The following is a 25,745-nucleotide window of genomic DNA, read 5'->3' as shown; positions in this document are numbered from 1 at the left end:
CCAAGCGATGCGAAGCATCGCGCGAGCCGGGACCCATAACCAGAAACCTGTCGAGCGTGTACAGATCAGATGGCTGGCTCTGCCAACCCGTTCTGCGCGCACGTCGCGCGTAACGTGTTGAGCAGCAGGCAGGCGATCGTCATCGGGCCGACGCCGCCCGGCACCGGCGTGATCGCGCCGGCGACCGCGGCCGCTTCGTCGTAGGCCACGTCGCCGACGAGCTTCGGCTTGCCGGCCTCGCCCGCGACGCGATTGATGCCGACGTCGATCACCGTGGCGCCCGGCTTGATCCAGTCGCCGCGCACCGTTTCCGGCCTGCCGATCGCGGCGACCAGGAGATCGGCGCGCCGGCACACCGCCGGCAAATCGCGCGTCTTCGAGTGCGCGATGGTCACGGTGCAGTTCTCGGCGAGCAGCAGTTGTGCCACCGGCTTGCCGACGATGTTGGAGCGGCCGACCACCACCGCGTCGAAACCGGCGAGCGAGGTATGCACCGTCTTCGCCAGCATCACGCAACCGAGCGGCGTGCAGGGAACCAGCGCCGGCAGGCCGCTGGCGAGGCGGCCGACATTGATCGGATGAAAGCCGTCGACATCCTTGGCCGGATCGATCGACGAGATGATGCGGTGGGCATCGATCTGCGGCGGCAGCGGCAGTTGAACCAGGATGCCGCTGACCGCGCGGTCGGCATTCAATTCGGCGATGACCGCGCGCAGTTCGGCCTCATTCGTCGCCGCCGGCAGCTTGCGGTCGAACGTGCGCATGCCGGCTTCCGCCACCGCCTTGGCCTTGCTGCGCACATAGACCGTGCTCGCCGGGTCGTCGCCGACCAGAACCACGGCGATGCAGGGCGTGACCTTGTGCGCGGCCGTCAGACTCGCCGTCGCCTGCGCGATCCTGCCGCGCAGTTCCGCCGCGATGCTCTTGCCGTCGATGATCCGCGCGCTCATGGGCCGCCCCGATTGACGCCGTGCTGTTTAGCGCACCGCACAAATCTTCTCCAGCGCCGCCGCCAGCGTCGGACCGTCACCGGCGATCGCGAGGCGCTTGATCCGTGACGTCGCGCCGGCGGTCAGCGTCACCTCGCGCGCCGGGATACCGAGCACCTTGGCGATCAGGCGGCGCAGCGCCTCGTTGGCCTCGCCCTCCGTCGGCGCCGCCCGCACGCGCACCTTCAGGACGCTGCGTCCATCGGCGAGGGTATCGATGCCGTCGATCGCGTCGCGGCCGCCCTTCGGCGTCAACCGCACGCTCAGTGTCACGCCGCCGGCGCCGACGTTCCAGGGCCGCGGGTCGTCAGATCGCAAGCCGGAAATAGATCCAGAAGACGAAGCGCTCGAGGAACAAGAGCGCGATGATCAGGATCACCGGCGAGACGTCGATGCCGCCGAGATTGGGCATGACATTTCGGATCGGACGCAGCAGCGGCTCGGTCACGCGGTACAGGAACTCGCCGATCGAGTTCACGATCGGGTTGCGCGTGTTCACGACATTGAAGGCGATGAGCCACGACAACACGGCCGAGGCGATCAGCAGCCAAATGTAGATGGTGATGATCGTGTCCACCAACCACAGGAACGGGTTCATCGCGGTCTCCATGAGCGGCCCGCGTCACGAATAGCGGCTTGCCGGGTTGAGGAAAAGGGGTTCCCCGAATGCGACGGGCTGTACGGCCCGCCGCTGCTTGACAGCCCTCCGGGGTAGCCCTAAATGGCGGCCACTTGCGAGAAATTTCGGGCGTACGCCGCGGCTTTGGCGTGCGCTGGAGTCGGTTGGGGCCATAGCTCAGCTGGGAGAGCGCCTCGTTCGCAATGAGGAGGTCGGCGGTTCGATCCCGCCTGGCTCCACCATCCGACCCCTCGCCCGCCGTTCAGGCCAAAGCGCCGTTGTCCGGCGCCGCCGCCCGGCCAGTCGCCATCTCCAACGGCATGATCATCTCACAGCGGACACCGGCCGCGTCATACGCGAGCCGCGCCGTGCCGCCGAGCTCCGCCGCCACGCTGCTCTCGATCAGCCGCGAGCCGAAGCCGCGCCGCCGCGGCACGGCGACGGGCGGCCCGCCTTGCTCACTCCAGGTGATGCGCAGGTACGTCCGCCCCTCATTCTCGTGCGGCGCCCAGGCGATCTCCACGCGCCCGCCCGGCACCGACAGCGCGCCGTATTTGGCGGCGTTGGTGGTCAGCTCGTGGAAGGTCATCGCCAGCGTCAGCACAGCGCGCGGGCGCAGCACCAGGTCCTCGCCGCGCAGCACGATGCGGTTCGGCGCCGCGCTGGCGTAGGGCGCCAGGCTGCCGGAGAGCATCTCGCGCAGCTCGGCGTTCTCCCAGTGATGCATGGTGAGCTGGTCGTGCGCCTTCGACAGCGCGATCAGCCGGCCCTCGAAGCGCTCGCGGAAATCGGCGGGCGAAGGACCGCCGCGCGCGCTCTGCGCCGCCAGCGACTGCACCGTGGCCAGCGTGTTCTTGACGCGGTGATTGAGCTCGTCGATGAGCAGCTTCTGCCGCCGCTCGGCGCGCTTGCGCTCGGTGATGTCCTGCACCACGCGCACGACGTAGAGCAATTGACCCGACGCACTGCGGACCGGCGATGAGCGCACCGACACCCAGAGTATCGTGCCGTCGCGGCGGATGAGCCGCTTCTCGACCGAATAGAACTCCAGCTCGCCGGCGACCTGCTTGCGGAACGCTTCGCGGTCGGGGTCGGTATCGTCGCCGTGCGTGTAGCGGAAGAGTTTGCCGGACAGCAGGTCCTCGCGCGTGCGCCCGGTAATGGCGCAGATCGCCTCGTTCACCCGCAGAAAGGTCAGATCGGGCGCGATTTCGGCAATGCCGATGGCGGCGTGTTCGTAGGTGGCGGCGAGGCGCTGCTCCTGCTCGCGCGCGAGACGCTGCGACTCCTCGAGCGCCGCCATCACGCGCAGCCGGTCGGAGATATCGACGACGCAGCCGACCGCACCAGTGATGTTGCCATCGGCGTCGTGCAAGGCGCCGATGCTGACCGACAGGAACGCCGTCGAGCCGTCGGCGCGCTCGACGCGCCGTTCGACATCGCGGATGGGCACGCCGGTTTCGAGCACGCGTTCGAGCAGCGAGTAGGCGTCGGGGGTGCCGTCGACCGCGAAAAAGCGCGACGTGCTACTGAAATCGCGGTGCGTCTGTCCGGGTTTGGGCACGCGCCGCCAGATTTCGGCGGCACGGCGGTTGTAGCGCAGGATGACGCCGGCGGCGTCGCAGACGAACGCGCCGACCGGCAGCAGTTCGAGCAGATGCTCGCCGGTCATCCCGGTCAAGTCGGTGCCGCGCCGCGCGGGACTCCGCGGGGCATTGTTCGTCTCGCGCATGCGCGATCACGCCTCCCCAGCGTGGCCCTGCCCCTAGTCCCCCACGCAAAACGACCAATGCCGGTCCGTCTTGTCAATGGGTCGGCAGTGTCGGGCGGTCAGACGGCGAGCGCCGCGCCCTTGACCGGCTCGTTGCGCCCGAGCCAGCGCTCGAGGAAGGCAGCGAGCCAGTTGCGGGCGGCGAAATCGTAGACGAAGCGGTCGGAGAGGTGCTCGTGGCGCTGCTTGGCGCCGGGAAGTTCCATGCGATGCGCGCCGCGCACGAGCCAGCGGTGCATCATCGCGTGCGTCACTTCCGGGTGGAACTGCAGCGCATAGCCCGAGCCGTAGCGGAACGCCTGCACCGAGAAGGCGTTGCCTTCGGCGAGCAGTTCGCTCCCCTGCGGCAGGCCGAAGCCCTCGCGGTGCCACTGGTAGACGCGATCCGGCCAGTCGGGGCACAGCTCGCGCCCCGCCCCGGTCGGGCGTATCGGATAATAGCCGACCTCGGCGTGTCCCTCGGCATGCGGCGCGACGCGCGCGCCGAGATGGAGAGCCATCATCTGTGCGCCGAGACAGATGCCGAGATAGGGTTTGTTGTCGCGCAGCGGCACGCCGACCCAGTCGATCTCGCGCTTGATGAAGTCGTCAGCGTCGTTGGCGCTCTGCGGACCGCCGAAAATGACCGCGCCGGCATGCTCCAGCATCGTCTCCGGCAGAGGATCGCCGAAGCGCGGCCGCCGCACGTCGAGCGGATGCCCGAGCTTGGCGAGCATCTGCCCGACCCGGCCCGGCGAGGAGTGCTCCTGATGCAGGATGATCAGAACAGGCTTCAGCATGAGGCCCCGTGCGCACGATGCGCATACGAATTCAGTAATCTTGCGCCTGAGTCCATGCAACCGGCATGCCCGCGCGGCCGCTATGAGTTATCGGCGGCCCGGCGCTGATCCTGGCGCGAGCCGATCGCTCGCAAGAGCAGCCCGTGCGGCGCGGCCCGCACCGCCAGAGTGACGAGCTTGTTGGCCAACCCCGGCACCACGGTGCGCTGGCCGCGCATGAGGCCGCGATAGCCGGCCACGGCGACGGCCTCCGGACTGACGGTGAGGAAGTCCGGCCCGAGCCCCTTGGCGATGCCGGCGCGTTGCCCGAACTCGGTCGGCACCGGTCCCGGGCACAAAACGGTCACCCTGACGCCGCGGCGGCTCAGTTCGCTGTGCAGCGCCTCCGAGAACGACAGCACATAGGCCTTGCTGGCGTAATAGACGGCCATGCCGGGCCCCGGCAGGAAACCGGCGACGGAACCGACGTTGAGCACGCCGCCGCGATGCCGCGCCAGGCTGTCGACGAAGGCGAGCGACAATTCCGTCAGCGTGCGCACGTTCAGATCGATCATGGCGAGTTGCTCGGCAGCGTCGCGTCGGGTGGCCTGGCCGAGCAGGCCGAAGCCGGCATTGTTGACGACGTATTGCGGCTCGGCGCCGTGTTCGGTCAGCGCCGCGCCGATGCGGGCGGCGGCGCCGGCGACTCCGAGGTCGTCCACGATCACGATCGGGCGGCGGCTGGATGTGGCGGCGATCTCGTCAGCGAGCGCCTTGAGGCGGTCCTCGCGCCTCGCCACCAGCGCGAGCTTGTGGCCTTCGCGGGCGAACACCCGCGCCAGCGCCACGCCGATACCGGCGGAGGCGCCGGTGATCACTGCGACCGGCCGCAGATCGCTCACGGCGCTGCCTTTCCGCTCGCCACGCGCTCGCGCAGCGCGATGCGCTCCTCGCGCGAGATGCCGAGCAGGTCGGCGGCGCGCCAGATCAGGTTGTCCTCGAACTCTGTGACGTTGCTGTCGGCGTAGACGATCTGCCACATCATCTCGACCATGCGGGCGCGGCCCTGCTCGTCGAGGGTACGGTTCAGTCGTGCGGTGAACTGGAACAGATCGATCGAGCGGCGTTCGACCTCGACCGCCTCGGCAATGAGCTCGTCGGTGGCGGCGTCGTCCAGCACGAAACGCTGCTTGACCAGCGCACGCAGGCGCTCGTGCTCGACTTCGGCAAACTCGCCGTCGATCATCGCGGTGTGTACGAGCAGCGCGCAGGCGGCGAGGCGGTAGTCGTCGCTGCGGAAGCGCGACGGATGTTCGCCGCCATCGCCGAAGTCGGTCACCAGCTTTCGCAATGCTTCCAGCATCTGTCCGGTCAGGTCCTTGAACTAAAAAGCCGCGCCCGGTCCCAATCTATGAACGAAAACGGCCGTCCGGAACCCCCGGACGGCCGCGATAACCGGTCCCCGTCAACAGGAAGGGGTCCTTATTCGAGGTTTTTGCTAGGCGGGAAGTCGCGCGAGAAGACCGGCTGTTTCACCGCTTCCTTCGGATCGGTGGTCCAGAACTGACTGACCTGCGGATACGTCTTGATGATGGTGTTCACCAGTTTGCCGTTGATGCGCGCCACCTTGCGGATGTGGATGTCGAGGATCGGCGTACCGTATTCATCGAGCTTGACCGGCCCGATGGGACCTTCCGTCAGCCGCACCTCGTGCATCGCTTTGAGGAACGCGGCCGCGTCGTCCGTCTTGCCCTTGGTTGTTTTCAACGCCTGCTCGATGATGAGCAGCGCGGTGTAAGGGCCGGCGGTGTAGAAGCCGGGATCGTGCTTGTATGCGGCGTTGATGCCCGCGACGAATTTCTTGTTGTCGGGCGTATCGAGTCCGGCGGCATACCAGCCGGCGCTGTAGACGCCGACCGCTTCGTCGCCCATCGCCTTCAAAATTCCCTCATCGGTCATCGTCGTGTTGCCAAGCACAGCGACCTTGCCTTTGAGACCGAAGTCGGCGAACGCCTTCAGGAAGCGCAGCGGGTTGGAGCCGGCGAAGCCGGTGTAGATTGCGTCCACGTCCGATTTGATCTGCGCAAGATAGACGCCGTATTCGGGCGCGTTGAGCGGTGGCCAGAGCTTCTGCACGATCTTGCCTCCGGCCGCCTCGAAGGCGAGCTGGAAACCGCCGGCGCCTTCGTGGCCGTAGGTGAAATCCTCGGCCACGATGCAGATCTTCTTGAAGCCGAGCGTCTTGGCTGCGTAATCACCGAGCGGATAGGTGACCTGCGGCGCAGTGCCAAAGGCGTGCAGCACGTAGGGATGCGGCTGCCGCGCTTTCAGGTCGACGGTCGCCGCCGACGTCGTGGTGATCAGCGGCACCTTGGACTGACGCACGTAACCGTCCATCGCCAGCGCTTCGTTGGTGGCGAGCGGGCCGATCGACACCTGCACATGGTGCCGCTCGACCAGCTCCTCGAGTTTGGTCTTGGCGAGCGCCGGGCTGCCGGCGGTGTCCTGGGTGATCAACTCGACCTTACGGCCGGCAATCATGCCGTTCCGCTCCTTCAGGAAGAGCGCTGCGCCTTCCTCCTGTTGCTTGCCGCCTGCCGCGAGCGGTCCTGTCATGACCGTCAGGAAGCCGATCTTCAGAGGCTCCGGCGATTGTGCGAGCACGGCCGGTGCCGGGAAGATGCTCAGTGCGGCGCCGGCCTTGAGCACCGAGCGCCGTGACAGTCCCGATTTGTTTTTGGTGATCGACATCCACGTTCCTCCCTGTCACGCCTGCGCTCCCTTATGGCCGGGAGTTCGACAAAGCCGATGGATTTGCGGAGCAAAGGCGCGGATGGCCCGCCCCCGACATCAACCCCACCGGCCGGGGGATATTCGCATATTGACCCGTGGACACAACCGCGTCCCTACGGACCAGCGAGGTGGATGGCTTGCCGGTAGAGTCCGCTACTCGACCGCCTTGGCGGTGCGGGCGGTGGTGGCGAGCAGGCGCAGGTTGTTCTGCACGTAGCGGTTCGCCGGATCGAGGCCGCGCGCCTGCACGAGTTTGGTGCGTGCGCGCGCGTAGTCCCCGCGCAGCATGTACGAGTAGCCCTGGTTGTTGAGGATCTCGACGGTCGGACCGACAAGCTTGATGGCCTCGCCATAGGCGCGATCGGCCAGATCGAAGCGGCGCAGCCGGTCGCAGGCGGCGGCAAGGCCGAGCCAGGCCTCGGCGTCGCGCGCGTGGGTCTCCACGGCCTGGCGGAAATAGCGCTCGGCCATGCCGTAATTGCCGACGCGGTAATAGCGCTTGCCGATGCTCAGATCGTCATAGGCCTTGCTGCCGAGGACGCCGGCGGGCTCCTGCGCAGCGGCCAGCCCGAGCGGCGGCGGATCGTTGTCGTCGACCGGTTGGCCGGCCGGTACCGAGGCGTTCGCGTCGAGGCCGGCGGCCGGCGTCTTCGCGGACAGCAGGTCGGAGAAGCTCTGGTCGGTCTGGCAGCCGGCAAGCCACAGGCCGGCGGCGAGAATGCAAAGCACGCGGGACAATCCAAGACGCATCACACGACCTTCGAAAACCTCATCCCCGAGCCCACAGCAGGGTAGGGAACGTTCGTTAAAATTTCTGCCTGTCGGGCTTTTGTGGCGACGCACGCAACCGCGGCTAGAAGAAGTGATTGACATGCAGGCGAACGATCACGGGCAGCAGGATCACCACGAACAACACCGGGAAGATGCACACCATCATCGGCACCGACAGTTTCGCCGGCAGCGCGTAGGCCTTCTCCTCGGCGCGCGAGAGGCGCTTGTGGCGCATGTCGTCGGAATAGACCCTGAGTGCGTCGGTGATCGACGAACCGAGGTCGATCGACTGGTTGATCAGGGTGGCGAAAGCGCGCGCCTCCTCGATGCCGAGGCGCTCGCCGAATCGCTCGAGGCCTTCCTTCAAATTACGGCCGGCGCGGATTTCGAGATTGGTGATGTGGATGTTGGCGGTCAGCGAGGGATAGGTCTCGCCCAGCTCGCGACTGACGCGCTCGAACGCGGCTTCCATCGACAGGCCGGAATCGGCGCAGACCACCAATAGATCCATGAAGTCCGGGAAGCCGGATTGATGCTCGGCGGCGCGCGCCTTGATGCGGCGGTCGAGATAGAGGCTTGGGCCGATATAGCCGGCGATGCCGCCGACGATCGCCATCAGCCAATGGAACGAACCGCCGGTCGGCCGCACCAGCGGCAGCAGCAGGAACACCGCGATGGCGAGGACGACCGCAAGGCCGGTGCGCGCCAGGAAGAAGTAGGCGACGCCGCGTGGATCGTAGACGCCGGCTTGCACCAGGCGCTGGCGCAACACCTTCATGGTGGCGTCGTCCGTGCCGGAATAGTGTTTGGTCGTGTATTCGATGAGGTGCGCCACGGCCTTCAGGCTGGAGTGGCGCAATGACCGTCCACCGCTTCCAGCTTCGTCCGAGATGCGCGCGGTGCGCCGCTTCACCGAGCCGCGCACGCGCAGGAACGCCATGAGAGCGAAGGCGAGCGTGCCGGCGGCGAGAAAGACCAGCAGCATGAGCATCATGCTGCCGCTGTCGGCGAAGCCGTGCGCGAACTTGGCGATGAGATGCTGCATGCGTCAGATCCTGAAATTCACCATGCGGTACATGATGAAATTGCCGACGCCCATCCAGCAGCCAGCCAGCGCCAGGCCGACGTGGGTCATGCGTTCGTGCCAAACGCTGCCGTAGAAGTCAGGCACCATGAAGAACACGACGCAGAACATGACGATCGGCAACGAGGATAGGATCAGCGCCGAAGCGCGGCCTTCCGCCGCCAGCGATTTGATCTTGCGGCGCATTTTGAAGCGCTCGCGAATGACCCGCGACAGGTTCTCGAGGATTTCGCCGAGATTGCCGCCGGTCGAGCCCTGGATCGCCACGGCGGTGACGAACAGCGGCAGGTCGTCGGTGCCGACGCGATAATAAAGGCTGCGCATCGCGGTCTCGAGGTCGGCGCCGTAGGTGACCTCGTCGGTAACGATGCCGAATTCGCTGCCGACCGGGTCTGCCATCTCCTTCGCCACCATGTTGATGGCTACCGGCACGGGATGGCCGGCGCGCAGCGAGCGCGTGATGATGTCGATGGAGTCCGGGAACTGGGCGGCGAATTTCTTCTGCCGGCGGCCGCGCATGATCTTCAGCAGCAGCAGCGGCAGCACCACGCCGGCGAGCGGTGCCGCCAGCAGCGCATGCACCAGCGAACCGTCGAAGACGAGCATCGCGATGAAAGCCGCCGCGGCGAGGCCGGCGGCGAACATCGTGAGCTTGCCGAAGCCGAGCGACACGCCGGATTGCAGCAGCAACTGATTGAGGGTGACCAGCGGCAGCCGATAATCGCCCCCGGCGGTCAGGCCGCGCTCGCGGCGCAACTGCACCAGCACGCTCTCGCGGTCCGGGCTGTCGTTCATGACCCGCAGGCGGCGGTTGATGTTCTTGCGATAGCTGGTCTTGTTGTAGGCGAGCAGATAGGCGCCCTCGGCGAACATCGCCGCCGACAGGCCGATCAGCAGGTAGAAGAGGTAGATTGGGTTGAAGTCCATCGCGACGCCGTCTCCCGTCATTTCGGCGCGCGAGCGAAAGCGAGCGAACCCGGAATCCAGTGCCGAGCTGTATGCGCCGGGCTGGATCCCGGATCGCCGCTGCACGGCGTCCGGAATGACGTTGAGGGGAATCGTGATTTCATAGCGGGTTCGACGGATCGAAGTAGGTGCCGGGGATCTTGACGCCCTGCGTCTGCAGATGCGCGAGGAAGCGCGGACGCACGCCGGTCGCCGCAAAATGACCTTCGACGGCGCCATCCGGCTTGGTGCCGGTGCGCACGTATTTGAAGATCTCCTGCATCTGGATGATGTCGCCTTCCATGCCGGTGATTTCGGCGATGGAGGTGACCTTGCGCTTGCCATCCGACTGGCGCGAGAGCTGCACGACGAGCTGCACCGCGTTGGCGATCTGGCCTCGGATCGAGGCGACCGTCATTGGCAGGCCGGCCATGCCGATCATCTGCTCGAGGCGGGTGATGGCGTCGCGCGGCGTGTTGGCGTGGATGGTGGCCATCGAGCCTTCATGACCGGTGTTCATGGCTTGGAGCATGTCGAACGCTTCCTCGCCGCGGCACTCGCCGAGAATGATGCGGTCGGGACGCATGCGCAGGGCGTTCTTGACCAGGTCGCGTTGGCGGATTTCGCCCTTGCCTTCGATGTTGGGCGGGCGCGTTTCCATGCGGCCGACATGCGGCTGCTGCAGCTGCAGTTCGGCGGCGTCCTCGATGGTCAGCAGGCGCTCCTTCTCGGATATGAAAGCCGAGAGGGCGTTGAGCATCGTCGTCTTGCCCGAGCCGGTGCCGCCCGAGATGATGGTCGAGATGCGGGCGCGCACGGCGGCGGCCAGCACCTCGGCCATCTGCGGCCGGAGCGCGTTGATCTCGACAAGCTTCGAGAGATCGAGCTTCTTCTTGGAGAATTTACGGATCGAGACCAGCGGCCCGTCGACGCCGATGGGGCGGACGGCGACGTTGACGCGCGAACCGTCCAGCAAACGTGCGTCGCACAAAGGATGCGATTCGTCGACGCGGCGGCCGACGGCGGAGACGATCTTGTTGATGATGCGGAGCAAGTGCTGCTCGTCCTTGAAGCGGACCGGCAGCGGCTCGAGAACGCCGCCGCGCTCGACATAGACGCACTCGTGGCCGTTGATGAGAATATCCGCGATCGACGGATCTTTCAGCAAAGGCTCCAGCGGACCCAGTCCGGTCATCTCGTCGAGGATTTCGCTGACGAAGTCATTGAGCTCATGCGCGTTCAGCGCCAGCCGCTCGCTCAATACGTATTGCGAGACGAGCTGGTTGACGTGTCCGCGGATCTGCTCGTCCGGCAGCTTCTCCAGCGCCGAGAGATTGATCTCCTCGATCAGCCTTTTGTGCAGTCGCACCTTGGCATCGAGCAGCTTGTCGGACAGTAGCGGATTGGCCGAGGCGGTGGCGGCCGGCTGCGCCTGCGCCGCCGCCATCGCGGACGCCGGCTCCGGCGGCGCTTCGGGAAACACTTTCCACGTCGCGCCTTCCGGCACGGAGGACGGCGCGTCTTCGACCGTCATCAGGTCGGATGAAGCGCCGCGTCGGGTGGTGAAACGTCCGGCCATGTTTCTGCTCCCTAACGCGCGCCCGCGAGCTTGAGCTTCTTCAGCAAGGGCAGCGGTTTGCCGTCCGCAGCCTTGGCAGATTGCTCGAGCACCAGCTTCTTGAGCTGCGCGGTGATCTTGTTGCCGGGCTTGACGTCGTCGAGCGGCACGCCGCGGTCGATCGCCTCGCGCACGAGCTGATAGTCGTTCGGAATGGCGCTGCAGAACGCCTCGCCGATGGTCTGCTCGATGTCCTTGAGCGCGAGCCCCGAGGAGAACATGCTCTGCTGAAAGCGGTTGATGACGACCTCAGCCTTCGGGCCTTCGCCGAGCCGTTCCTTGATTGCGGCCACGAGCTGCTTGGCGTGGCGCAGTCCCGGCACCGTCGCCTCGCTGACGATGAACAGCCGGTTCGATCCGAGCAGTACGCTGTCGGTCCACGAGAACCAGGTCCGCGGCATGTCGAAGACGACGTATTCGAAATGGCTCGACACCAGATCGAGCAGACGCGTCACCACGTCGGGGTCGAACGAACGCATTTCTGCCGGCCGGTTCGGCGCGGCGACCACTGCGAGCCCGGAGTCGTGATACGACAGCATGATCTCGAGCAACTGCCGATCGAGCCGGTCCGGCCGCGGCTCGATTTCGGCGATGTTGAGCCGCGGTTCGATATCGAGATAATCGGCGACGGCGCCGTGCTGGAAGTCGAGATCGACCAGGCACGTCGACGTTTTCGCTCGCGGGCCGCGCGCATTGAGCAGCAGCATGGCGGCCTGCACGGCAAGTGTCGTCACGCCGGCGCCGCCGACCGCGGGCAGGAACGTGTAGATCTTCGCTTCGGTGGTCTCGATGCCGCCGCTCGGGGCTTTCGATGCCTGCGCGCAGGCGCGCACGAGATCGAGCGGCTGCACCGGCTTCACCAGGAAGTCGGCAACCCGCATCTGCAACAGAACACGCGCGACATTGGCGTCGAAGGCTTGCGTGATGGCGATCACCGGCGGGCGAGCGCCGGTCCGTCCGGTCAGGCGCGCCAAGGCCGCCATCTCCTCGGGGGCGGAGGCGTCGAGGTCGACGACGACGACAGTCGTGTCGCTGACGTCGAGCGCGTCGGCTTGGGCGGCGACGGCGCCCTCCACGACGGCGAGATCGATGGCGCGCGATGCGCCGAAGGTGCCGCGCACCGCAGCGGCGAAGGCGGGGTCCGCCGTCACCACCAGCACTTTCGTATTCGTTCCGGTCGCCATTGCTGCGCTCTCGAAGCCTATGGCGTGCTGACTGGCTGGTTGACCGTCGGGCCGACGGGCGTCGTGTTGTTTTGCGGGCTCGCCGCTTGCGTGTAGCTGCCCGACGTGGTGGTACCCTTGGGCGGGATGACGCGGCCGGTCTTGTATCGGTCCATCGCGTTTTGCATGTCGATGCCGCTGTAGGCGATGTCGCGATCGGCGGACGCGGCCGGCCACGGATCGACCATCTGCACCAGCTTGTCGCCCTCGACCGTATTGCCGCCGAACGCCGAGATGGAATCGCGCCGCACCAGATATTCCGAGCAGCCGGCGAGCGAGACGAGCACGAGCGTCAGCACCGCGCCGCGCATGAAATCAGTGGACAGCCGCATAGGAGCCCCCTCGTGCCATGTCGAGCATGTGCCCGGTGAAGGGCTGGCCGCCTTCGGCATCGGCAATGTGACGCTCGGCGGAATTCGGCGAGCCGATGCCCGTGCGCGGCACTTCGGTCTTGCCCAGCAGGAAGAAGTCGACGTCGTTCGGCGGGACCGTATCTTCGGCCGGCGTGCGCAGGCCGTCGCCGGGCCGCGCCGGCCGCACCAGGTGCGGCGTCACGATGATCGCGAGGTCGGTCTCGTTCTTCTGGTAGGACTTCGACGAGAACAACGTGCCAAGCACCGGCACGCTGCCGATCCACGGCAATTGCTCGATCGCGTTCTTGTTGTCGTTCTGCAGCAGGCCGCCGATGACGAAGCTCTGGCCGTCGCGCAGTTCGACGGTGGTTGACGCGCGCCGCACGATCAGCGCCGGCACCGAGATGCCGCCCGGCACTGACACGGTATGCGTGGTGTCGATCTGGCTGACCTCAGGCTCGATCTTGAGGTTGATCAGACCGCGCCCCAGCACGGTCGGCGTGAAGGCCAGTCCGACGCCGTATTTCTTGTAGTCGACGGTCACCTGGCCGAGCGAGCCGGAGACCGGGATCGGATATTCGCCGCCGGCAAGGAAGCTCGCAGTGTCGCCGGACAGGGCGACCAGGTTCGGTTCGGCGAGACTGCGGGCGATACCCTTCTGCTCGAGGGCGTTGATCGCCACGTCGGTCGAGACGCCATTCGCGACCATGCGCCCGATCATGAAGCCGAACGGATTGCCGCCCGAGAGCACGCCGGCGGCGACAGCCGCCGAGCTCATCTCGTTGGAGTTCGTGTTGATGCCGCCATTGGTATTGCCAGGCTGACTGAAGGTTCCGCTGCCGCCGCTCGGCGAGATCGGCAGGTTGCCGGCCGGGGTGCGGTCGCCGATGTTGGTGATGCTGCTACCGCCGAACCGGTTCCACTGCACGCCGAGTTCGCGGCCGGCCTGGCGCGACAGTTCGATGAAGCGCACTTCCAGCATCACCTGCTGCGGCGATGCGACCGAGACGGAATTGATGACCTCCGGGCCGAACTGGCGGGCGATGGTCACCGCCTTGTCGAGTGTCACCGCATCCGCGACTTCGCCCGACAGCATGATACGGCCGTTGACGCTGGAGGCCTCCAGCGAAGAGCGGGGGAAGCGGCGCCGCAGTTCGTTGGTGAGCCGCGTCAGGTCATAGGTCACCTCGACATCGAAGATGCCGATGAGTTGCTTGTTCTCGGCATAGACCGACACGCGCGTGGTGCCGATCTTCTTGGCGAGGATCGAGAGTGTGTGGTCGGTGAGCGGATTGACGTCGGCGACGTTCGGATCGCCGACCGTGACGTCGACGAAGCTGCGGTCGGTGCGCACGTCCTGCGACTTTCCGATCGCGACCGTGACCATGCCGGTGCGGTGCGCGCCGCTGATCTGCACGATGCGCTCCTGCGCGTGCGCCGTCCCGATCATGCCGAGCAGTGCGATAAGCACTGTGATGGCAAGTGCGATGGTCAGATCACGCACCCAGTTACCGCCCCGGCGGCTCGCCTGCGCGCGCTGCCAGCGGAAGCCCGCGGCATGCTGGTCTTTATTGTTCTTGTTCAACGATACCCCCCGCCGTCCTGGCGTTTTGGTCTCACAGGCCAGGCTGCTTGCGTTTTGCTTCGGCAACCGCAGTGTCCGTCGCCTCGACCGGTACGGTGTATTCCTGCTTGGCGGTCGGGCGCATGACCACGACGGTGGTGGTCGCGCCCTTGTCGTTCGCGACGTCGCCGGACTCCAAATCCTTCAATGTAATTTTGCGCGTCTTCACGTCGGCGGTTTCGCCGGCCTTGCGCAGCAGCAAGGACAGGCTGCCGACCGAGGAGGCGAGCCACACTTTCTGCGCCTGGACGATGCTGACCTCGAGCGTCACGGATTTGGCGACAGCCGCCTTGTTGGTGCGCTCGTCGGCGCTCTGGTCAACGGCGAGCACGCGCGTGTCCTGCAGCACGACTTCGCTGGACGCCTGTCCCTTGTCGATCTGGCGCGTGAGCACCACGTCGACGTGGTCGCCCGGCAACACGAAGCCGCCGACGCCTTCGACGTCGTTGACGCGGATGGTCACCGCCTTCATGCCCGGCTTGACCAGCGCGGACAGCGTGGCGCGCTGACCCGGTCCGGTGATCTTCAGCGCCAGCACCGGCTCATTGCGTTCGACGGCGGCCAGCACGACGCGGCGGCCGGGAGAAAGGACATCGGAAATCTTGGCGAAGGCGCCGGCCGGCATTGCCTTTGACGGCCACGCAACCTCCTCGAGCATCGCCGCGCTCAACTCGGTTCCGAAGCGCAACGGCTGCTTGGCGACGACGATCGTCTGCGTCGCGAGCGGCTTGGCGCTGGACTCGATCGTCCTCACGCGCTGGTTCGCCTGGTTGTTCAGCCAGATCTGGGCGATGAACACGGCGAGCAGGCCGAAGACGACGGCGAACCCGATCATGACGACGGTACTGGCGCGCACGAGTTGTGTTCCGTTCGACGCTGTGTTGTTCCAATCAGCGCGAACAATAGAGAGCAGGAAGTGTGGAATTGCTGAAATTGATGCGCGCAATTCGCTCTATGCTGAAGAACATTTGAATTCACTTGGCCGGCACGCGTTTCGGACGGCGTGCGAGGCGATTTTCGTGCGCTTCGCCGCGGCCCGGCCGGCGTGCCGGCCGCTGCGGTAAGGAATAATCAAGCCTAACGATGTGCTGACGCGGCATTGCTCCTGTGGCGTTGTTGCGGCAACATAAGGCGCCGCCCACCAAGGCGGCGGACTGCCCACTCCGTCAAAGAGGGTGGGTGCAATAAGAATGATGAGAGAGGAAACGCCGATGCCGTCACCGCGCATCAGCTACGTCGACCCCGACACCGTCGATTCCGCTATGCGGGCGGAATTCGAGCGCTGCGCCCGCGAGGGCACGCCGCGACCCGAGAGTCAGGCGGTCCGGGCGCACGTTCCGGCGACGTTCTGGTCGTTCGCCAACACCTGGAACGACGTCTTCCGGAACGGCGTAGCCGACCACAGCATCAAGGAGTTGTGCCGGATCTACGTCTCGCGCTCGGTCCTGTGCGAGTTCTGCGGCAACCAGCGCTCGATGAAGGCGGCGAAGGCGGGATTGAAGGAGGACGATTACTCGGACCTCATTAACTTTGAATCGTCCTCGCGTTATGACGAGCGACAAAAAGCCGCGCTCGCCTATGCCGAGGCGATCACCTGGGATTTGCCGGCCGGCGACGAACTGTGGGCCCGCTTGCACAAGCACTTCAGCGAGCCTGAGCTGGTCGAGATCGGCTACTTCGTCGCGATCACCATGGGGCAGCAGCGCTGGCTGCGCACGCTGAACATCGAGCATCATCAGGTGCTCGCCGGTACCGACGGCTCGATGGCGCCGGGGTTCGAAACGATGGACGCGCTCCGGCAATCGAAGCAGGCGGCCGATTACTGGGCAAAGGTCGCGCCGAAACAGTCGCAGGCCGCCGAATGAGCATGCAGTCCGCCACGACCTCCGCTTCCCCGCCGCTCAACGCGATCGGCGAGCCACGCATTCGCGTCAACGGCCTCGGCAAGCACTACGGAACGCTCGAGGTGTTCCGTAATATCGACTTCGACGTTGGTGCGCGCGAGATCGTCGCCATCGTCGGTCCGTCGGGCTGCGGCAAGACCACGCTTTTGCGCTGCATCGACGGCTTGATCCCGTTCGATGTCGGCGAGGTGCGCGTCGGCGCCGAGCTCGTCACCGAGCCGACCGCCGGCGTCGCCATGGTCTTCCAGCATTTCGGTTTGTTTCCGTGGAAGACCGTGTTCGACAACGTCGCCTACGGCCTGCGCATGGCCGGCGCTTCGAAGGCCGACATCGAGCGCAAGGTGCCGGAATTCATCAAGCTCGTCGGGCTCGCCGGCTTCGAGAAGGCGTACCCGTACCAGATGTCGGGCGGCATGCAGCAGCGTTGCGGACTGGCGCGTGCGCTGGCCATCGAACCGAACGTGCTGCTGATGGACGAACCGTTCGCCGCGGTCGACGCGCAGACGCGCGAAATCCTGCAGTTCGAGCTGCTGCGCATCTGGGAGGAGCGGCCGACGGCGATGATCTTCGTCACGCACTCGATCGAGGAGGCGGTGCTGCTCGGTCATCGCGTAATCGTGCTCAAGGGCAGGCCGTCCAGCATCCACGAGACCATCACCATCGATCTGCCGGGCCCGCGCACACGCGACACGTTGCGTGAGCCGCGGTTCGCCGAACTGCGCGAGCGCGTCTGGTCGACATTGATGCGCGAGGCGCGCGCCGCGGAATTCGAACTGCAAACGTAAGGCCAAGAAACGAATACGTAACTCACGGGAGGATTTGATGCTTCGCAGAACTTTCACGATGATGGCCGGCGCGGCGCTCGTCGCTACCGCGTTCATCGGCGCCGCTCCGGCTTCGGCACAGGGCAAGAAGATCGTGCTCGCGGTCCCCGGCATTCCGCCGATCTACTCGGTGACGATCGCGTTCGTCGCGCAGAAGCAGGGCTTCTTCAAGAAGTACGGCGCCGACGTCGAGATCAAACCGTTCGATAACGGCACGGCGGCCGCGCGCGCGGTGGTGGCCGGCGACATCGATCTCGCCTGGTCGCCGACGCCGCCGGTGATCAATCAGGTGTCGAACGCCGGCGTGCCGCTGGTCGCCATCTACGGCATGCCTAATCCCGACTGGGTGCTCGGCACGACCGAGGCGGGCAAGACCTGCAAGGATCTGGCGGGCCAGGAAATCGGCGTCGACTCGATCAACGGCGCGCGCTCGGTCGCGCTGCGCTCGATGCTGGCGGCGGGCTGCAAGGACGTGAAGATCGATCAGGTCAAGCAGGTCGCGCTCGGGTCGAGCCCCGGCCCGGCGATGCTCGCAGGCCGCCTGCATTACGCTGTGCTGCATCTCGACGACCTCGCCGAGATCCAGCAGCAGGGCAAGAAGCTCAATATCCTGCTGGCGATGAAGAACACCAACCCGACCAGCCACTACCTGATTATGGTCGTGCGCAAAGACAATCTGGCGAAGAACCGCGACGCCATCGTGCGCACGGTCGCCGGCATGGTCGCGGCGGCGCGCTTCATGCAGGATCCGAAGAACGCCGATGCGGTCGCCGAGGCCGCTTCAGTGACCGGGCACAACAAAGAGGTCAACAAGCTGGCGCTCGAGGAATTCCTCAAGATCAACTTCTGGGCGGCCAAGGACGACGGCATGCCGAAGAACAAGATCGAGGCGGTGGCCGCGCTGATGAAGAAGATCGGCTCGATCAAGCCGGACAAGCAGCCGGTGAGCTACGATCAGTTCGTCGACGCCTCGGTGTGGAAAGATGCCAACGCGATGGTGAAGTGATCGCGCGGCGCCTTAGCCGACAAGCTGTCGTCCCCCGCGAAAGCGGGGGACCCAGTTCTTCGAAGCGTTTTGCAAGCAATTGCTGGATCGCCCGCTTTCGCGGGCGATGACGCCGCAGCAAGAAGAGAGCCCGTGTACTTTAATATCCGCCGCAACCTGCCGGTCTGGCTCAGTGTCTTCGCCGGCATCGCGCTCTGGGAAATCGCCGGGCATCTGACCAGCCCGGCGTTCCTGGTGCCGTTCTCCGAGACGCTGGTGCGGCTGTGGCAGCTCACGGTGCACGGCGAATTTCTCACGCAGCTGCTCGACTCCGCCGAACTGTTCTGCACCGGTTTCATCCTGGCGCTGATCGTCGGCGCGCCGCTCGGCCTTCTGTTCGCACGCGTGCGCGTGCTGCGCGTCGGCGTCGAGCCCTACATCATGCTCCTCTACGCCACGCCGATGGTGGCGCTCATTCCGTTCATCCTGTCGCTGATGGGCTTCGGCTTCGCGCCCAAGGTGCTGGTGGTGTTCCTCTTCACCGTGTTTCCGGTGCTCTACAACACGGTTGAGGGCGCGCGCAGCATCAAGCCGGAGATGATCGAGGTGGCGAAGTCCTTCCGCTCCGGCGAATGGGCGCTGTGGCGCGAGGTCATGCTGCCGTACACCTTGCCCTACATGATGACCGGCGTGCGCCAGGCGATCGGCCGTGCGCTGGTCGGCATGATCGCCGCCGAGTTCTTCCTGTCGTCGACCGGGCTCGGCCAGCTGATCATGGGGGCGTCGCAGGACTTCGACACCGCCGGTGTGTTCGCCTCCATCTTCGTCATCGGCATCCTCGGCGTCGGGCTGACGCGGCTCGGGCTGATGATCGAGCAGCACTTCGCGCGCTGGAGGCAGTGAGCGATGGCCGAGCAAGCCTTGTCCGCAACCGCGCCGGCCGCGCCCAAGCCGAAGGCGGAGACACGTCGCGAAGCCTCGAGCTTGGTGCCGCGCCTGATCACCGGCGCGGTCATTCTCGGGCTATGGGAGAGCGTCGTGCGCGGCTTCGCGCCGGGCTACGTCGCCAAGCCGAGCAGCATCGTGCTGGCGATCCCGCGCGTCATCGTCGATCCGACGTTCCTCACCGCCCTCGGGCAGACGCTGGCGGCGGTGGCGGAGGGGCTGGCGATCACGCTCGTGCTCGGCTCGGGGATCGGCATCCTCATGGGCCGCAGCCCGCTCGTCGACCGCATGATCCGCGTCTATGTCAACGGCTTCAACGCGCTGCCGATGATCATCGTGCTGCCGCTGTTCTCACTGTGGTTCGGCTATACCAGCGGCGCCCGCATCGCCACCATCATCTTCGCCGCGATCTTCGCAATCACCATGAACGTCGCGGACGGCGCCCGCGCGGTGCCGCGCGAATATGTCGAGGTGTCGCGCTCGTTCCGTTCGGGACGGCTGCGTACGTTGATCGACATCGTGCTGCCGGCGTCGATGCCCTACCTGCTTGCCGGCTTCCGTCTCGCCGCCGGCCGCGCGCTGATCGGCGCGGTCGTCGCCGAGTTCTTCCTGTCGATCGGCGGCCTCGGCTTCTACATCCTCTACAATTCTCGCTCGTACCACCACAACGAGGCCTTCGTTGGCGTGCTGCTGCTCGCCGCGTTCGGCGTAGGCTTCGAGGTGTTGGTGCAATGGGCCACGCGCCGCTTCATGCCGTGGTACCGGCGTGGCGAGAAATAGCACCTACCCGCAGGACGTACCCATGTCATCCGATCTGCTGAAGTCCGCCGTCGCCCATTGGGGCGCACGCTTCGTCGCCAACGGCGTCGTGCTCACCGACTTCGAGGAAGTCACCAAGTCGCTCAACAGCTACGACGACTGGTGCCGCGCCTGGTCGGCGCGCGCGGCGCATCACGAGCAGCTCGGCCGCGAGGCTCTGGCGCGCGGGCACAATCTCACCGCCGGCGAATGCCTGCAGCGCGCCGGCGTCTATTATCATTTCGGTTCGTTCCTGTTCGCGCACGATCCGCAGCAGATGAAGGCGGCGCACCGGAAGCAGATCGAATGCCGCCAGCTCGCACTGCCGCATCTCTCCCCGCCCGGCGAGCGCGTCGAGATTCCCTACGAAGGCAAAAAGCTGGCTGGTATCCTGCGCAAGCCGCCCGGCGTGGCGAAGCCGCCGGTGGTGGTGATGGCGGTCGGTCTCGATTCCACGAAGGAAGAGACCGACGCCTACGAGATGCCGTTCCTCGCGCGCGGCATGGCGACGCTCGTCTTCGAAGGCCCGGGTCAGGGCGAGGCGCAGTATGATTTCGCGATCCGTGGTGACTACGAAGTGCCGGTGACGGCCGTGCTCGACTATGTCGAGACGCGCAGCGATCTCGACACGAAACGCATCGGCATGTGGGGCGTCAGCCTCGGCGGCTACTACGCGCCCCGCGCCGCGGCTTTCGAGAAACGGATCAAGGCCTGCATCGCGCTCGGCGGTCCGTTCAACATGGGCGCCGCGTTCGACAGCCTGCCCGATCTCACCCGCGAAACCTTCCGCATCCGCAGCCATTGCAAGACGCGGGAAGAGGCGCATCGGAACGCCAACACGCTGTCGCTCGAAGGGGTGGCGCAGAACATCACCTGCCCGATCTTCATCGTGAACGGCCGCCAGGATCGCGTCATCCCGGCGGCCGACGCCGAGCGCCTGGCGCGCGAGGTCAAGGGCCCGGTCACGCTGATGATGATCGAGGACGGCAACCACATCGCCAACAACCGCGCCTATCGCTGGCGATCGCAGTCGGCGGACTGGATGAAGGAGCAATTGGGGTAGGGTTAGCCCGGTTGCGTGCGGCAGAAGACCGGCTAATGTCCGCGCCAAATTCGGACAGGAGCCCCTCAATGCCGTCGACCTATCTCGATTCCGCGATCTTCCGGGACGTCTTCACCACCGCGGCCATGCGCCAGGTATGGTCGGACGAGAACCGTGTCCAGAAATACCTCGATTTCGAGAAGGCGCTGGCGGTGGCGCAGGCGCGGCTGAAGATCATCCCGCAGGAGGCCTGCGACGAGATCGTCAAGCACTGCGACGTCAAGGAATACGACTTCGCCAAGCTGAAGGAGGCCACCGAGCGCATCGGCTATCCGGTGTTGCCGGTCGTGCAGCAGCTGGTGAAGCTGTGCAAGGACAAGCTCGGCGAGTGGTCGCACTGGGGCGCCACCACGCAGGACATCACCGACACCGCCACGGTGCTGCAGATCCGCGACGCGCTCGACCTCGTCGGCGCCGAGATCGACGGCATCTGCAATGCGCTCGCCGCGCTGGCCAAGAAGTATCGTGACACGCCGATGGCCGGCCGCTCCAACCTGCAGCAGGCCGTGCCGATCACCTTCGGCTATAAGGTGGCGACCATCCTCGCCGGGTTCGAGCGCCATCGCGAACGCCTGAAGCAGTTGAAGGAGCGCGTGCTGGTCGGCGAGTTCGGCGGCGCCGCCGGCACGTTGTCGTCGCTCGGCACCGAAGGCCTCAAGTGCCAGGTCGAGCTGATGAAGGAACTGAAGCTCGGCCAGCCGGCGATTTCCTGGCACACGGTGCGCGACTGCATCGCCGAGGTCGGCTGCTTCCTCGGCCTCGTCACCGGTTCCTGCGGCAAGATCGCGTTCGATGTGAAGCTGTTGATGCAGACTGAAGTGGAAGAGGTCTATGAGCCCTTCCATCAAGGACGCGGCTCGTCCTCGACCATGCCGCAGAAGCGCAACCCGATCTCCTCGGTCTACATCACCGCGCAATCGGCGATCGTGAAGCAGCACGTCGCCGCGTTGCTGGAGGCGATGGTCGAGGACCACGAGCGCGCCACCGGACCGTGGGAGATCGAGTGGATCATCCTGCCTGAGATCTTCATGCTGTCGGCCGGCGCGCTGGCGCAGACGCGTTTCGTGCTCGAGGGCCTGCAGGTCAACGAGAAGAAAATGCGCGAGAACCTCGACCTCACCAAGGGCCTCATCATGTCGGAAGCGGTGATGATGAAGCTCGGCGATCGCATGGGCCGCAATTACGCGCACGACCACGTCTACGACCTCTGCCGCGAGGTGGTGAAGACGGGCACGCCGCTGATCGATCTGCTCGAGAAGGACGCGGAGATCAAGAAGTACGCCAACCGCAAGGAGCTCGAAGCGATGGTCGATCCGGCGAACTATCTCGGCGTCGCCGGCGAAATGGTCGACCGCGTCCTGGCGATGCGTAAGAAATAATCGCTCTTTCTGTCGTGGCCGGGCTCGCGCTTCGGCGCGGCCTGGTGACGACCGTCAAGGCTTTGGCTTTGTTATCCAGACAGCTGCCGCCACAAGTAGCGTCAGCACGCCGAGCCCGACGAACAACACAGGCAGCGTCACGCCCTGCTTTTGCAGGAGCGCGACGACGACCGTCGCCGCGGTCATGAAGCCGGCATTGAGCACGTTCACGCCGGCAATCGTGCGCGCGCGGTAGTCGGTGGCCGACCAGACCTGCACGGCGGCGAAGGCCGGCACGATAAACAGGCCGCCGGCGATGGCGAGGCCGCACAGGTCGATCGCTGCGCGCAAACCGATCGAAGTCGCAAGCACCGTGCCGGGCGGCTGCCACGCAGTCGCGGACGCGACGCCAAGCGTCGCAATCCCGAGGTCGATGGCGAAGGCGCCGAGTAGCGCACTGCCCGCGACCGTGATGCCGAGCACGATGCGTCCGTGCGATAGCCGTGCCGCCAGCGCTGAGCCGATACCGACCGCGACCGTGAACAACGCGAGATAGGCCGTCACCGTCGATTGGTCGCCGCCGATCAAGGTCTTGATCAGCGGCGGCAGCAGCGACAGAACGACGATGCCGACGAGCCAGAACCAGCTCGTCACCAGCGCGCCCCACCACAGCCGCGCGTCGCCGCGCAGATGCCGCAGCATGGCGAGCGTCGACGCGATGATATTGACGCGCACGCTGAGATGCGGCGCGCGTTCGCCGCTCGGCGGGATGAACAGCGCCGCGATCCAGGCGGCGAGCGCGAAAGCGATCACCAGCGGCGCGAAGCCGAAGGCGCCGCCGCGATGCGCGGCGAGGCCGCCGGCGATGGTGCCGAGCAGGATGGCGACGAAGGTGGCGCCCTCGATCAGCGCGTTGCCGGCTGGCAGTTTTTCGCGCGGCAGATGGTCGGGTAGGATGCCGTATTTCATCGGCCCGAACAGCGAAGCGAGCACGCCGAAGCCGGCCAACGCGGTGAACAGGATCGGCAATGACTCGCGCGCATAGCCCCATACCGCGAGCGCCGCGACGAAGATCTCGACGAACTTGGCGGCCTGCGCGACGCGCGCCTTGTCGTAACGGTCGGCGAGCTCGCCGCCGAGGCCCGACAGGATGAAATAGGGGGCGATGAAGATGGCGCTCGCCGCCGTGATCAGCGCTTCGGCGTCCGCATGCTCGCGGAAGAGGATGAGGAAGATCAGTGCCGTCTTGAGGAAGTTGTCGTTGAAGGCGGCGAAGAACTGGCACCAGAACAGCGGCGCGAACCGCCGCGAAAGCAGCAGCGGCGTGCCGGTCGCGTCCATGCCGTCTGGTTAACGCAAACGCTCCCGCCGCACCATCGGCCGTGAATGGCTCAAACCGGCTCGTTCCGCTCGAACAGATCGGCGAGCACCGAGCCAAGCCCGAAGCCGAGCGACATCACGAGGGCGATCCCGAACAGCGCCAGCCACATCCGCGCCTCCCCATCCAAGGTTGGAAGCGCGTGGCAACGTCGCGGACCGGTGTCTGGTTCCCGGTTTTGTCCCCGCTATCCCCTGGATATGCTTGACTGTCGTTAACCATCCGCGCCCGAATTCCGCAGCGGCCGGGGAGGGCAGACATGGCCATCATCTTCAATCAGGACGAAATCGCGGCCGAACCGGCCGGCGCCGGCGCCCGCCGGCAACACTTGCTCACCGGCGCGCGCGTGTCCGGCACCGCGATTCTGCTCGACCGCATCGCGCTCGATGCCGGCGGCGAGATGACGCTCTTCGTGCCGGGGGGCAGCGTCGCCTGGCTGCAGGGCCTCGACGGCCAAGCACTGTTGAAGCACGCTGGTGGTGACGCCGTTGTGAGCAAGGCGCAGGTCGCTGTCCTCGCGCCGGGCTCGTCCGTCACGTTGCGCGCCGCGCACGGTGCGACCTTGCTCTACGGCGAGACTCCCAACGCCGCCCGGCTCGATCCCGCCTTCGCGCAGAACCCGCCGGCTTTCCGCATTGCCGACTGGACGCGCGAGCCCGTGCTCGATTCCGAGCACGACGCGCGCAAGCGCATCTATCTCGTCACGCCGAAGCTGTTCGGCACCAAGGCGGTGAAAGGCGAGATGATCATCTATCCGCCCGGCACCGCGGCGGCCAACCATCATCACGAGGGCGCCGAGCATTTCATGTACATACTGCGCGGCCGCGGCATCGTTTACGCCAACGAGAAGCCGTTCCCGGTGCGTGTCGGCGACGTCGTCTATTATCCGGATCGCGAACGGCATTACCTCGAAGCGGCGCGCGACCAGGAATTGATATTCGCCGAATTCTTCGCGCCGGCGGAGTTCAGGACGACCTGGGTTGATGAAAGTCAGGTGTGTACCTGGCTGCCGACCGGCCGCGACATCGAAGGCCGCCTGCCGGTGCGCGAGATTGCCGCCCATTCGTCGGCACATGTTACCAATCCGCAGGACGTGTAATGTTCCGGGCGAAAATTTGAATTCGTCGTGCTTGACTTTGCGCCGCATGAGCGCAGACTTTCGCTCGTACCTTGCTGGCGCGGAGGTTTAGATGCTTCCACCGGGTCGAAAGGCCGCGTAGATCGTTGCGTCGTTCGTTCGGCGCGTGACGGAGCGGCATCAACACGAACGGTTCGCCGGGCGCGGCCCGCGCGGGTCGCATCAGTCAGGCAAGACCCCCTTTCGGCCGCGCCCTGCGAGCTCTCTCGCAGTTTCTAAATCGTCTCTGCAAGCGATCGCGCACGAGCGCGGTCCCGCGCCGCCGGAACCTGCGTGCGGGAGCTGACGTTGTTCGTCCGAAAACGATGGACCAGCAATGGAGGCGGCCATGGTGCGCGCGGACCAGATCAGGGAAGACATGGAAATCGTCGGCAATGACGGCGAGCACGTCGGCATCGTCGATGGCATCGATCCCGACGGCGAGATCAAGATCAGCCGCAGCGATACGCCGGACCGCCTGCACCATTTCCTGCCGCTGGCCACCGTCGAGTTCGTCGACGACCGCGTGCACTTGAACCGCACCAGCACCCGCGCCATGGCGGAGTGGCGATAGCCGCCGTTGCCCTCCCAACTCCTCTCGGCCTTATCCCGAGACGCGCAGCTTCACTGCGCTCCTCAGCACGAGGGCGGAATAGATACATCGCTGGGAAAAACCGCTGGTGCCGGCGGAGGGATTTGAACCCCCGACCCCCCGCTTACGAAGCGGATGCTCTACCGCTGAGCTACGCCGGCTGAAACCGCGCCTCTGATATCGGCGCGGGCCGC

26 protein-coding genes and 2 tRNA genes are annotated in these 25,745 nt (G+C 65.9%); 10 read left to right on the top strand and 18 right to left on the bottom strand.

The annotated features are described in order from the left end of the window. Window positions 1-65: 65 nt before the first annotated feature. The 3 genes from folD to VGV41_RS15170 are packed head-to-tail and all read right to left on the bottom strand — an operon-like array spanning window position 66 to window position 1,587. Window positions 66-950 carry a bifunctional methylenetetrahydrofolate dehydrogenase/methenyltetrahydrofolate cyclohydrolase FolD gene (gene folD / locus VGV41_RS15180; protein ID WP_326864707.1) on the bottom strand — a complete coding sequence of 295 codons (885 nt, stop codon included), beginning with the start codon at window positions 948-950 and terminating at the stop codon, window positions 66-68. 27 nt (window positions 951-977) lie between these two features. Next, complete coding sequence (locus VGV41_RS15175) at window positions 978-1,307, bottom strand: DUF167 family protein (RefSeq protein ID WP_326864706.1); 330 nt, start codon at window positions 1,305-1,307, stop codon at window positions 978-980. Further along, entirely contained in the window at window positions 1,297-1,587 is a 291-nt protein-coding gene (locus tag VGV41_RS15170) for a YggT family protein (RefSeq protein WP_326864705.1), read from the bottom strand. Before VGV41_RS15170 ends, VGV41_RS15175 begins: the two co-directional genes overlap by 11 nt. Before the next feature lie 187 nt (window positions 1,588-1,774). Here VGV41_RS15170 and VGV41_RS15165 point away from each other — a divergent pair. Next, window positions 1,775-1,850 (top strand) — tRNA-Ala (locus VGV41_RS15165). A gap of 20 nt (window positions 1,851-1,870) precedes the next feature. Here the strand turns inward: VGV41_RS15165 and VGV41_RS15160 are convergent. From VGV41_RS15160 to cpaB, 13 genes are all read right to left on the bottom strand, one after another. Next, entirely contained in the window at window positions 1,871-3,340 is a 1,470-nt protein-coding gene (locus VGV41_RS15160; protein WP_326864704.1) for a PAS domain S-box protein, read from the bottom strand. Between the two features lie 98 nt (window positions 3,341-3,438). Beyond that, a complete protein-coding gene (locus tag VGV41_RS15155) occupies window positions 3,439-4,158 on the bottom strand; it encodes a glutamine amidotransferase (RefSeq protein ID WP_326864702.1) in 720 nt (239 codons plus the stop codon). Between the two features lie 80 nt (window positions 4,159-4,238). After that, window positions 4,239-5,039: an SDR family oxidoreductase gene (locus tag VGV41_RS15150; protein WP_326864701.1), complete on the bottom strand. Its 801-nt coding sequence runs from the start codon at window positions 5,037-5,039 to the stop codon at window positions 4,239-4,241. Continuing rightward, on the bottom strand, window positions 5,036-5,500 hold the full coding sequence (locus VGV41_RS15145) for a TerB family tellurite resistance protein (RefSeq protein ID WP_326864700.1): 465 nt from the start codon (window positions 5,498-5,500) through the stop codon (window positions 5,036-5,038). The genes VGV41_RS15150 and VGV41_RS15145 overlap by 4 nt, the downstream gene beginning before the upstream one ends. Window positions 5,501-5,619: 119 nt before the next feature. Next, a complete protein-coding gene (locus tag VGV41_RS15140; RefSeq protein WP_326864699.1) occupies window positions 5,620-6,888 on the bottom strand; it encodes an ABC transporter substrate-binding protein in 1,269 nt (422 codons plus the stop codon). Window positions 6,889-7,083: 195 nt separating this feature from the next. Then, window positions 7,084-7,659, bottom strand: a complete 576-nt coding sequence (locus VGV41_RS15135) for a tetratricopeptide repeat protein (protein ID WP_326864698.1) — start codon at window positions 7,657-7,659, stop codon at window positions 7,084-7,086. Window positions 7,660-7,783: 124 nt separating this feature from the next. After that, window positions 7,784-8,746: a type II secretion system F family protein gene (locus VGV41_RS15130; protein ID WP_326864697.1), complete on the bottom strand. Its 963-nt coding sequence runs from the start codon at window positions 8,744-8,746 to the stop codon at window positions 7,784-7,786. A gap of 3 nt (window positions 8,747-8,749) precedes the next feature. Beyond that, window positions 8,750-9,712: a type II secretion system F family protein gene (locus VGV41_RS15125; RefSeq protein ID WP_326864696.1), complete on the bottom strand. Its 963-nt coding sequence runs from the start codon at window positions 9,710-9,712 to the stop codon at window positions 8,750-8,752. A 139-nt stretch (window positions 9,713-9,851) separates the two neighbouring features. Beyond that, on the bottom strand, window positions 9,852-11,177 hold the full coding sequence (locus tag VGV41_RS15120; RefSeq protein WP_326864772.1) for a CpaF family protein: 1,326 nt from the start codon (window positions 11,175-11,177) through the stop codon (window positions 9,852-9,854). A gap of 143 nt (window positions 11,178-11,320) precedes the next feature. After that, window positions 11,321-12,532 carry a response regulator receiver protein gene (locus tag VGV41_RS15115; protein ID WP_326864695.1) on the bottom strand — a complete coding sequence of 404 codons (1,212 nt, stop codon included), beginning with the start codon at window positions 12,530-12,532 and terminating at the stop codon, window positions 11,321-11,323. 17 nt (window positions 12,533-12,549) lie between these two features. After that, a complete protein-coding gene (locus VGV41_RS15110) occupies window positions 12,550-12,903 on the bottom strand; it encodes a hypothetical protein (RefSeq protein ID WP_326864694.1) in 354 nt (117 codons plus the stop codon). Further along, entirely contained in the window at window positions 12,887-14,509 is a 1,623-nt protein-coding gene (locus tag VGV41_RS15105) for a type II and III secretion system protein family protein (RefSeq protein WP_326864693.1), read from the bottom strand. Before VGV41_RS15105 ends, VGV41_RS15110 begins: the two co-directional genes overlap by 17 nt. A 31-nt stretch (window positions 14,510-14,540) precedes the next feature. Continuing rightward, window positions 14,541-15,404: a Flp pilus assembly protein CpaB gene (gene cpaB, locus VGV41_RS15100; protein ID WP_326864692.1), complete on the bottom strand. Its 864-nt coding sequence runs from the start codon at window positions 15,402-15,404 to the stop codon at window positions 14,541-14,543. 355 nt (window positions 15,405-15,759) lie between these two features. Between cpaB and VGV41_RS15095 the strand changes: the two genes are divergently transcribed. The 7 genes from VGV41_RS15095 (at window position 15,760) to pcaB (ending at window position 22,485) form a co-directional block, all read left to right on the top strand. Further along, the gene (locus VGV41_RS15095) at window positions 15,760-16,413 is read left to right on the top strand and encodes a carboxymuconolactone decarboxylase family protein (protein ID WP_326864691.1); all 654 of its coding nucleotides are present in this window, start codon (window positions 15,760-15,762) and stop codon (window positions 16,411-16,413) included. Next, on the top strand, window positions 16,410-17,237 hold the full coding sequence (locus VGV41_RS15090) for an ABC transporter ATP-binding protein (RefSeq protein WP_326864690.1): 828 nt from the start codon (window positions 16,410-16,412) through the stop codon (window positions 17,235-17,237). The genes VGV41_RS15095 and VGV41_RS15090 overlap by 4 nt, the downstream gene beginning before the upstream one ends. 37 nt (window positions 17,238-17,274) lie before the next feature. Further along, window positions 17,275-18,282 (top strand): ABC transporter substrate-binding protein, encoded by a 1,008-nt coding sequence (locus tag VGV41_RS15085; protein ID WP_326864689.1) that lies wholly within the window; start codon window positions 17,275-17,277, stop codon window positions 18,280-18,282. Window positions 18,283-18,414: 132 nt separating this feature from the next. After that, on the top strand, window positions 18,415-19,164 hold the full coding sequence (locus tag VGV41_RS15080) for an ABC transporter permease (protein WP_326864688.1): 750 nt from the start codon (window positions 18,415-18,417) through the stop codon (window positions 19,162-19,164). Between the two features lie 3 nt (window positions 19,165-19,167). Further along, on the top strand, window positions 19,168-19,986 hold the full coding sequence (locus VGV41_RS15075) for an ABC transporter permease (protein WP_326864687.1): 819 nt from the start codon (window positions 19,168-19,170) through the stop codon (window positions 19,984-19,986). 22 nt (window positions 19,987-20,008) lie between these two features. Further along, entirely contained in the window at window positions 20,009-21,067 is a 1,059-nt protein-coding gene (locus VGV41_RS15070) for an alpha/beta hydrolase family protein (RefSeq protein WP_326864686.1), read from the top strand. A 68-nt stretch (window positions 21,068-21,135) separates the two neighbouring features. Further along, entirely contained in the window at window positions 21,136-22,485 is a 1,350-nt protein-coding gene (pcaB, locus tag VGV41_RS15065) for a 3-carboxy-cis,cis-muconate cycloisomerase (protein ID WP_326864685.1), read from the top strand. Between the two features lie 54 nt (window positions 22,486-22,539). Here the strand turns inward: pcaB and VGV41_RS15060 are convergent, their stop codons facing one another. Then, window positions 22,540-23,805 carry an MFS transporter gene (locus VGV41_RS15060; protein ID WP_326864684.1) on the bottom strand — a complete coding sequence of 422 codons (1,266 nt, stop codon included), beginning with the start codon at window positions 23,803-23,805 and terminating at the stop codon, window positions 22,540-22,542. A 296-nt stretch (window positions 23,806-24,101) separates the two neighbouring features. Here VGV41_RS15060 and VGV41_RS15055 point away from each other — a divergent pair, with 296 nt between their 5' ends. Beyond that, a complete protein-coding gene (locus tag VGV41_RS15055; protein WP_326864683.1) occupies window positions 24,102-24,941 on the top strand; it encodes a cupin domain-containing protein in 840 nt (279 codons plus the stop codon). A 367-nt stretch (window positions 24,942-25,308) separates the two neighbouring features. Further along, on the top strand, window positions 25,309-25,533 hold the full coding sequence (locus VGV41_RS15050) for a DUF2171 domain-containing protein (RefSeq protein ID WP_326864682.1): 225 nt from the start codon (window positions 25,309-25,311) through the stop codon (window positions 25,531-25,533). 104 nt (window positions 25,534-25,637) lie between these two features. Here the strand turns inward: VGV41_RS15050 and VGV41_RS15045 are convergent. Next, window positions 25,638-25,712, bottom strand: a tRNA-Thr gene (locus VGV41_RS15045). Window positions 25,713-25,745: the final 33 nt, after the last annotated feature.

This window comes from Pseudolabrys sp., from assembly GCF_035943735.1.
Taxonomy (GTDB): Bacteria; Pseudomonadota; Alphaproteobacteria; order Rhizobiales; family Xanthobacteraceae; genus Pseudolabrys.
Note: the sequence above shows the minus strand (reverse complement) of the source record. Positions and strands in the feature narration are given on the sequence as shown.

Excerpts from the sequence above, each read along its gene's own strand:
- VGV41_RS15110 (WP_326864694.1), bottom strand. The coding sequence starts at position 12,903 with ATGCGGCTGTCCACTGATTTCATGCGCGGCGCGGTGCTGACGCTCGTG.
- VGV41_RS15125 (WP_326864696.1), bottom strand. The coding sequence starts at position 9,712 with ATGGACTTCAACCCAATCTACCTCTTCTACCTGCTGATCGGCCTGTCG.
- VGV41_RS15075 (WP_326864687.1), top strand. The coding sequence starts at position 19,168 with ATGGCCGAGCAAGCCTTGTCCGCAACCGCGCCGGCCGCGCCCAAGCCG.
- VGV41_RS15085 (WP_326864689.1), top strand. The coding sequence starts at position 17,275 with ATGCTTCGCAGAACTTTCACGATGATGGCCGGCGCGGCGCTCGTCGCT.
- VGV41_RS15050 (WP_326864682.1), top strand. The coding sequence starts at position 25,309 with ATGGTGCGCGCGGACCAGATCAGGGAAGACATGGAAATCGTCGGCAAT.
- VGV41_RS15130 (WP_326864697.1), bottom strand. The coding sequence starts at position 8,746 with ATGCAGCATCTCATCGCCAAGTTCGCGCACGGCTTCGCCGACAGCGGC.
- VGV41_RS15115 (WP_326864695.1), bottom strand. The coding sequence starts at position 12,532 with ATGGCGACCGGAACGAATACGAAAGTGCTGGTGGTGACGGCGGACCCC.
- VGV41_RS15160 (WP_326864704.1), bottom strand. The coding sequence starts at position 3,340 with ATGCGCGAGACGAACAATGCCCCGCGGAGTCCCGCGCGGCGCGGCACC.
- VGV41_RS15090 (WP_326864690.1), top strand. The coding sequence starts at position 16,410 with ATGAGCATGCAGTCCGCCACGACCTCCGCTTCCCCGCCGCTCAACGCG.
- VGV41_RS15095 (WP_326864691.1), top strand. The coding sequence starts at position 15,760 with ATGCCGTCACCGCGCATCAGCTACGTCGACCCCGACACCGTCGATTCC.
- VGV41_RS15145 (WP_326864700.1), bottom strand. The coding sequence starts at position 5,500 with ATGCTGGAAGCATTGCGAAAGCTGGTGACCGACTTCGGCGATGGCGGC.
- VGV41_RS15070 (WP_326864686.1), top strand. The coding sequence starts at position 20,009 with ATGTCATCCGATCTGCTGAAGTCCGCCGTCGCCCATTGGGGCGCACGC.
- pcaB (WP_326864685.1), top strand. The coding sequence starts at position 21,136 with ATGCCGTCGACCTATCTCGATTCCGCGATCTTCCGGGACGTCTTCACC.
- VGV41_RS15170 (WP_326864705.1), bottom strand. The coding sequence starts at position 1,587 with ATGAACCCGTTCCTGTGGTTGGTGGACACGATCATCACCATCTACATT.
- folD (WP_326864707.1), bottom strand. The coding sequence starts at position 950 with ATGAGCGCGCGGATCATCGACGGCAAGAGCATCGCGGCGGAACTGCGC.
- VGV41_RS15060 (WP_326864684.1), bottom strand. The coding sequence starts at position 23,805 with ATGGACGCGACCGGCACGCCGCTGCTGCTTTCGCGGCGGTTCGCGCCG.
- VGV41_RS15120 (WP_326864772.1), bottom strand. The coding sequence starts at position 11,177 with ATGGCGGCGGCGCAGGCGCAGCCGGCCGCCACCGCCTCGGCCAATCCG.
- VGV41_RS15140 (WP_326864699.1), bottom strand. The coding sequence starts at position 6,888 with ATGTCGATCACCAAAAACAAATCGGGACTGTCACGGCGCTCGGTGCTC.
- VGV41_RS15155 (WP_326864702.1), bottom strand. The coding sequence starts at position 4,158 with ATGCTGAAGCCTGTTCTGATCATCCTGCATCAGGAGCACTCCTCGCCG.
- VGV41_RS15055 (WP_326864683.1), top strand. The coding sequence starts at position 24,102 with ATGGCCATCATCTTCAATCAGGACGAAATCGCGGCCGAACCGGCCGGC.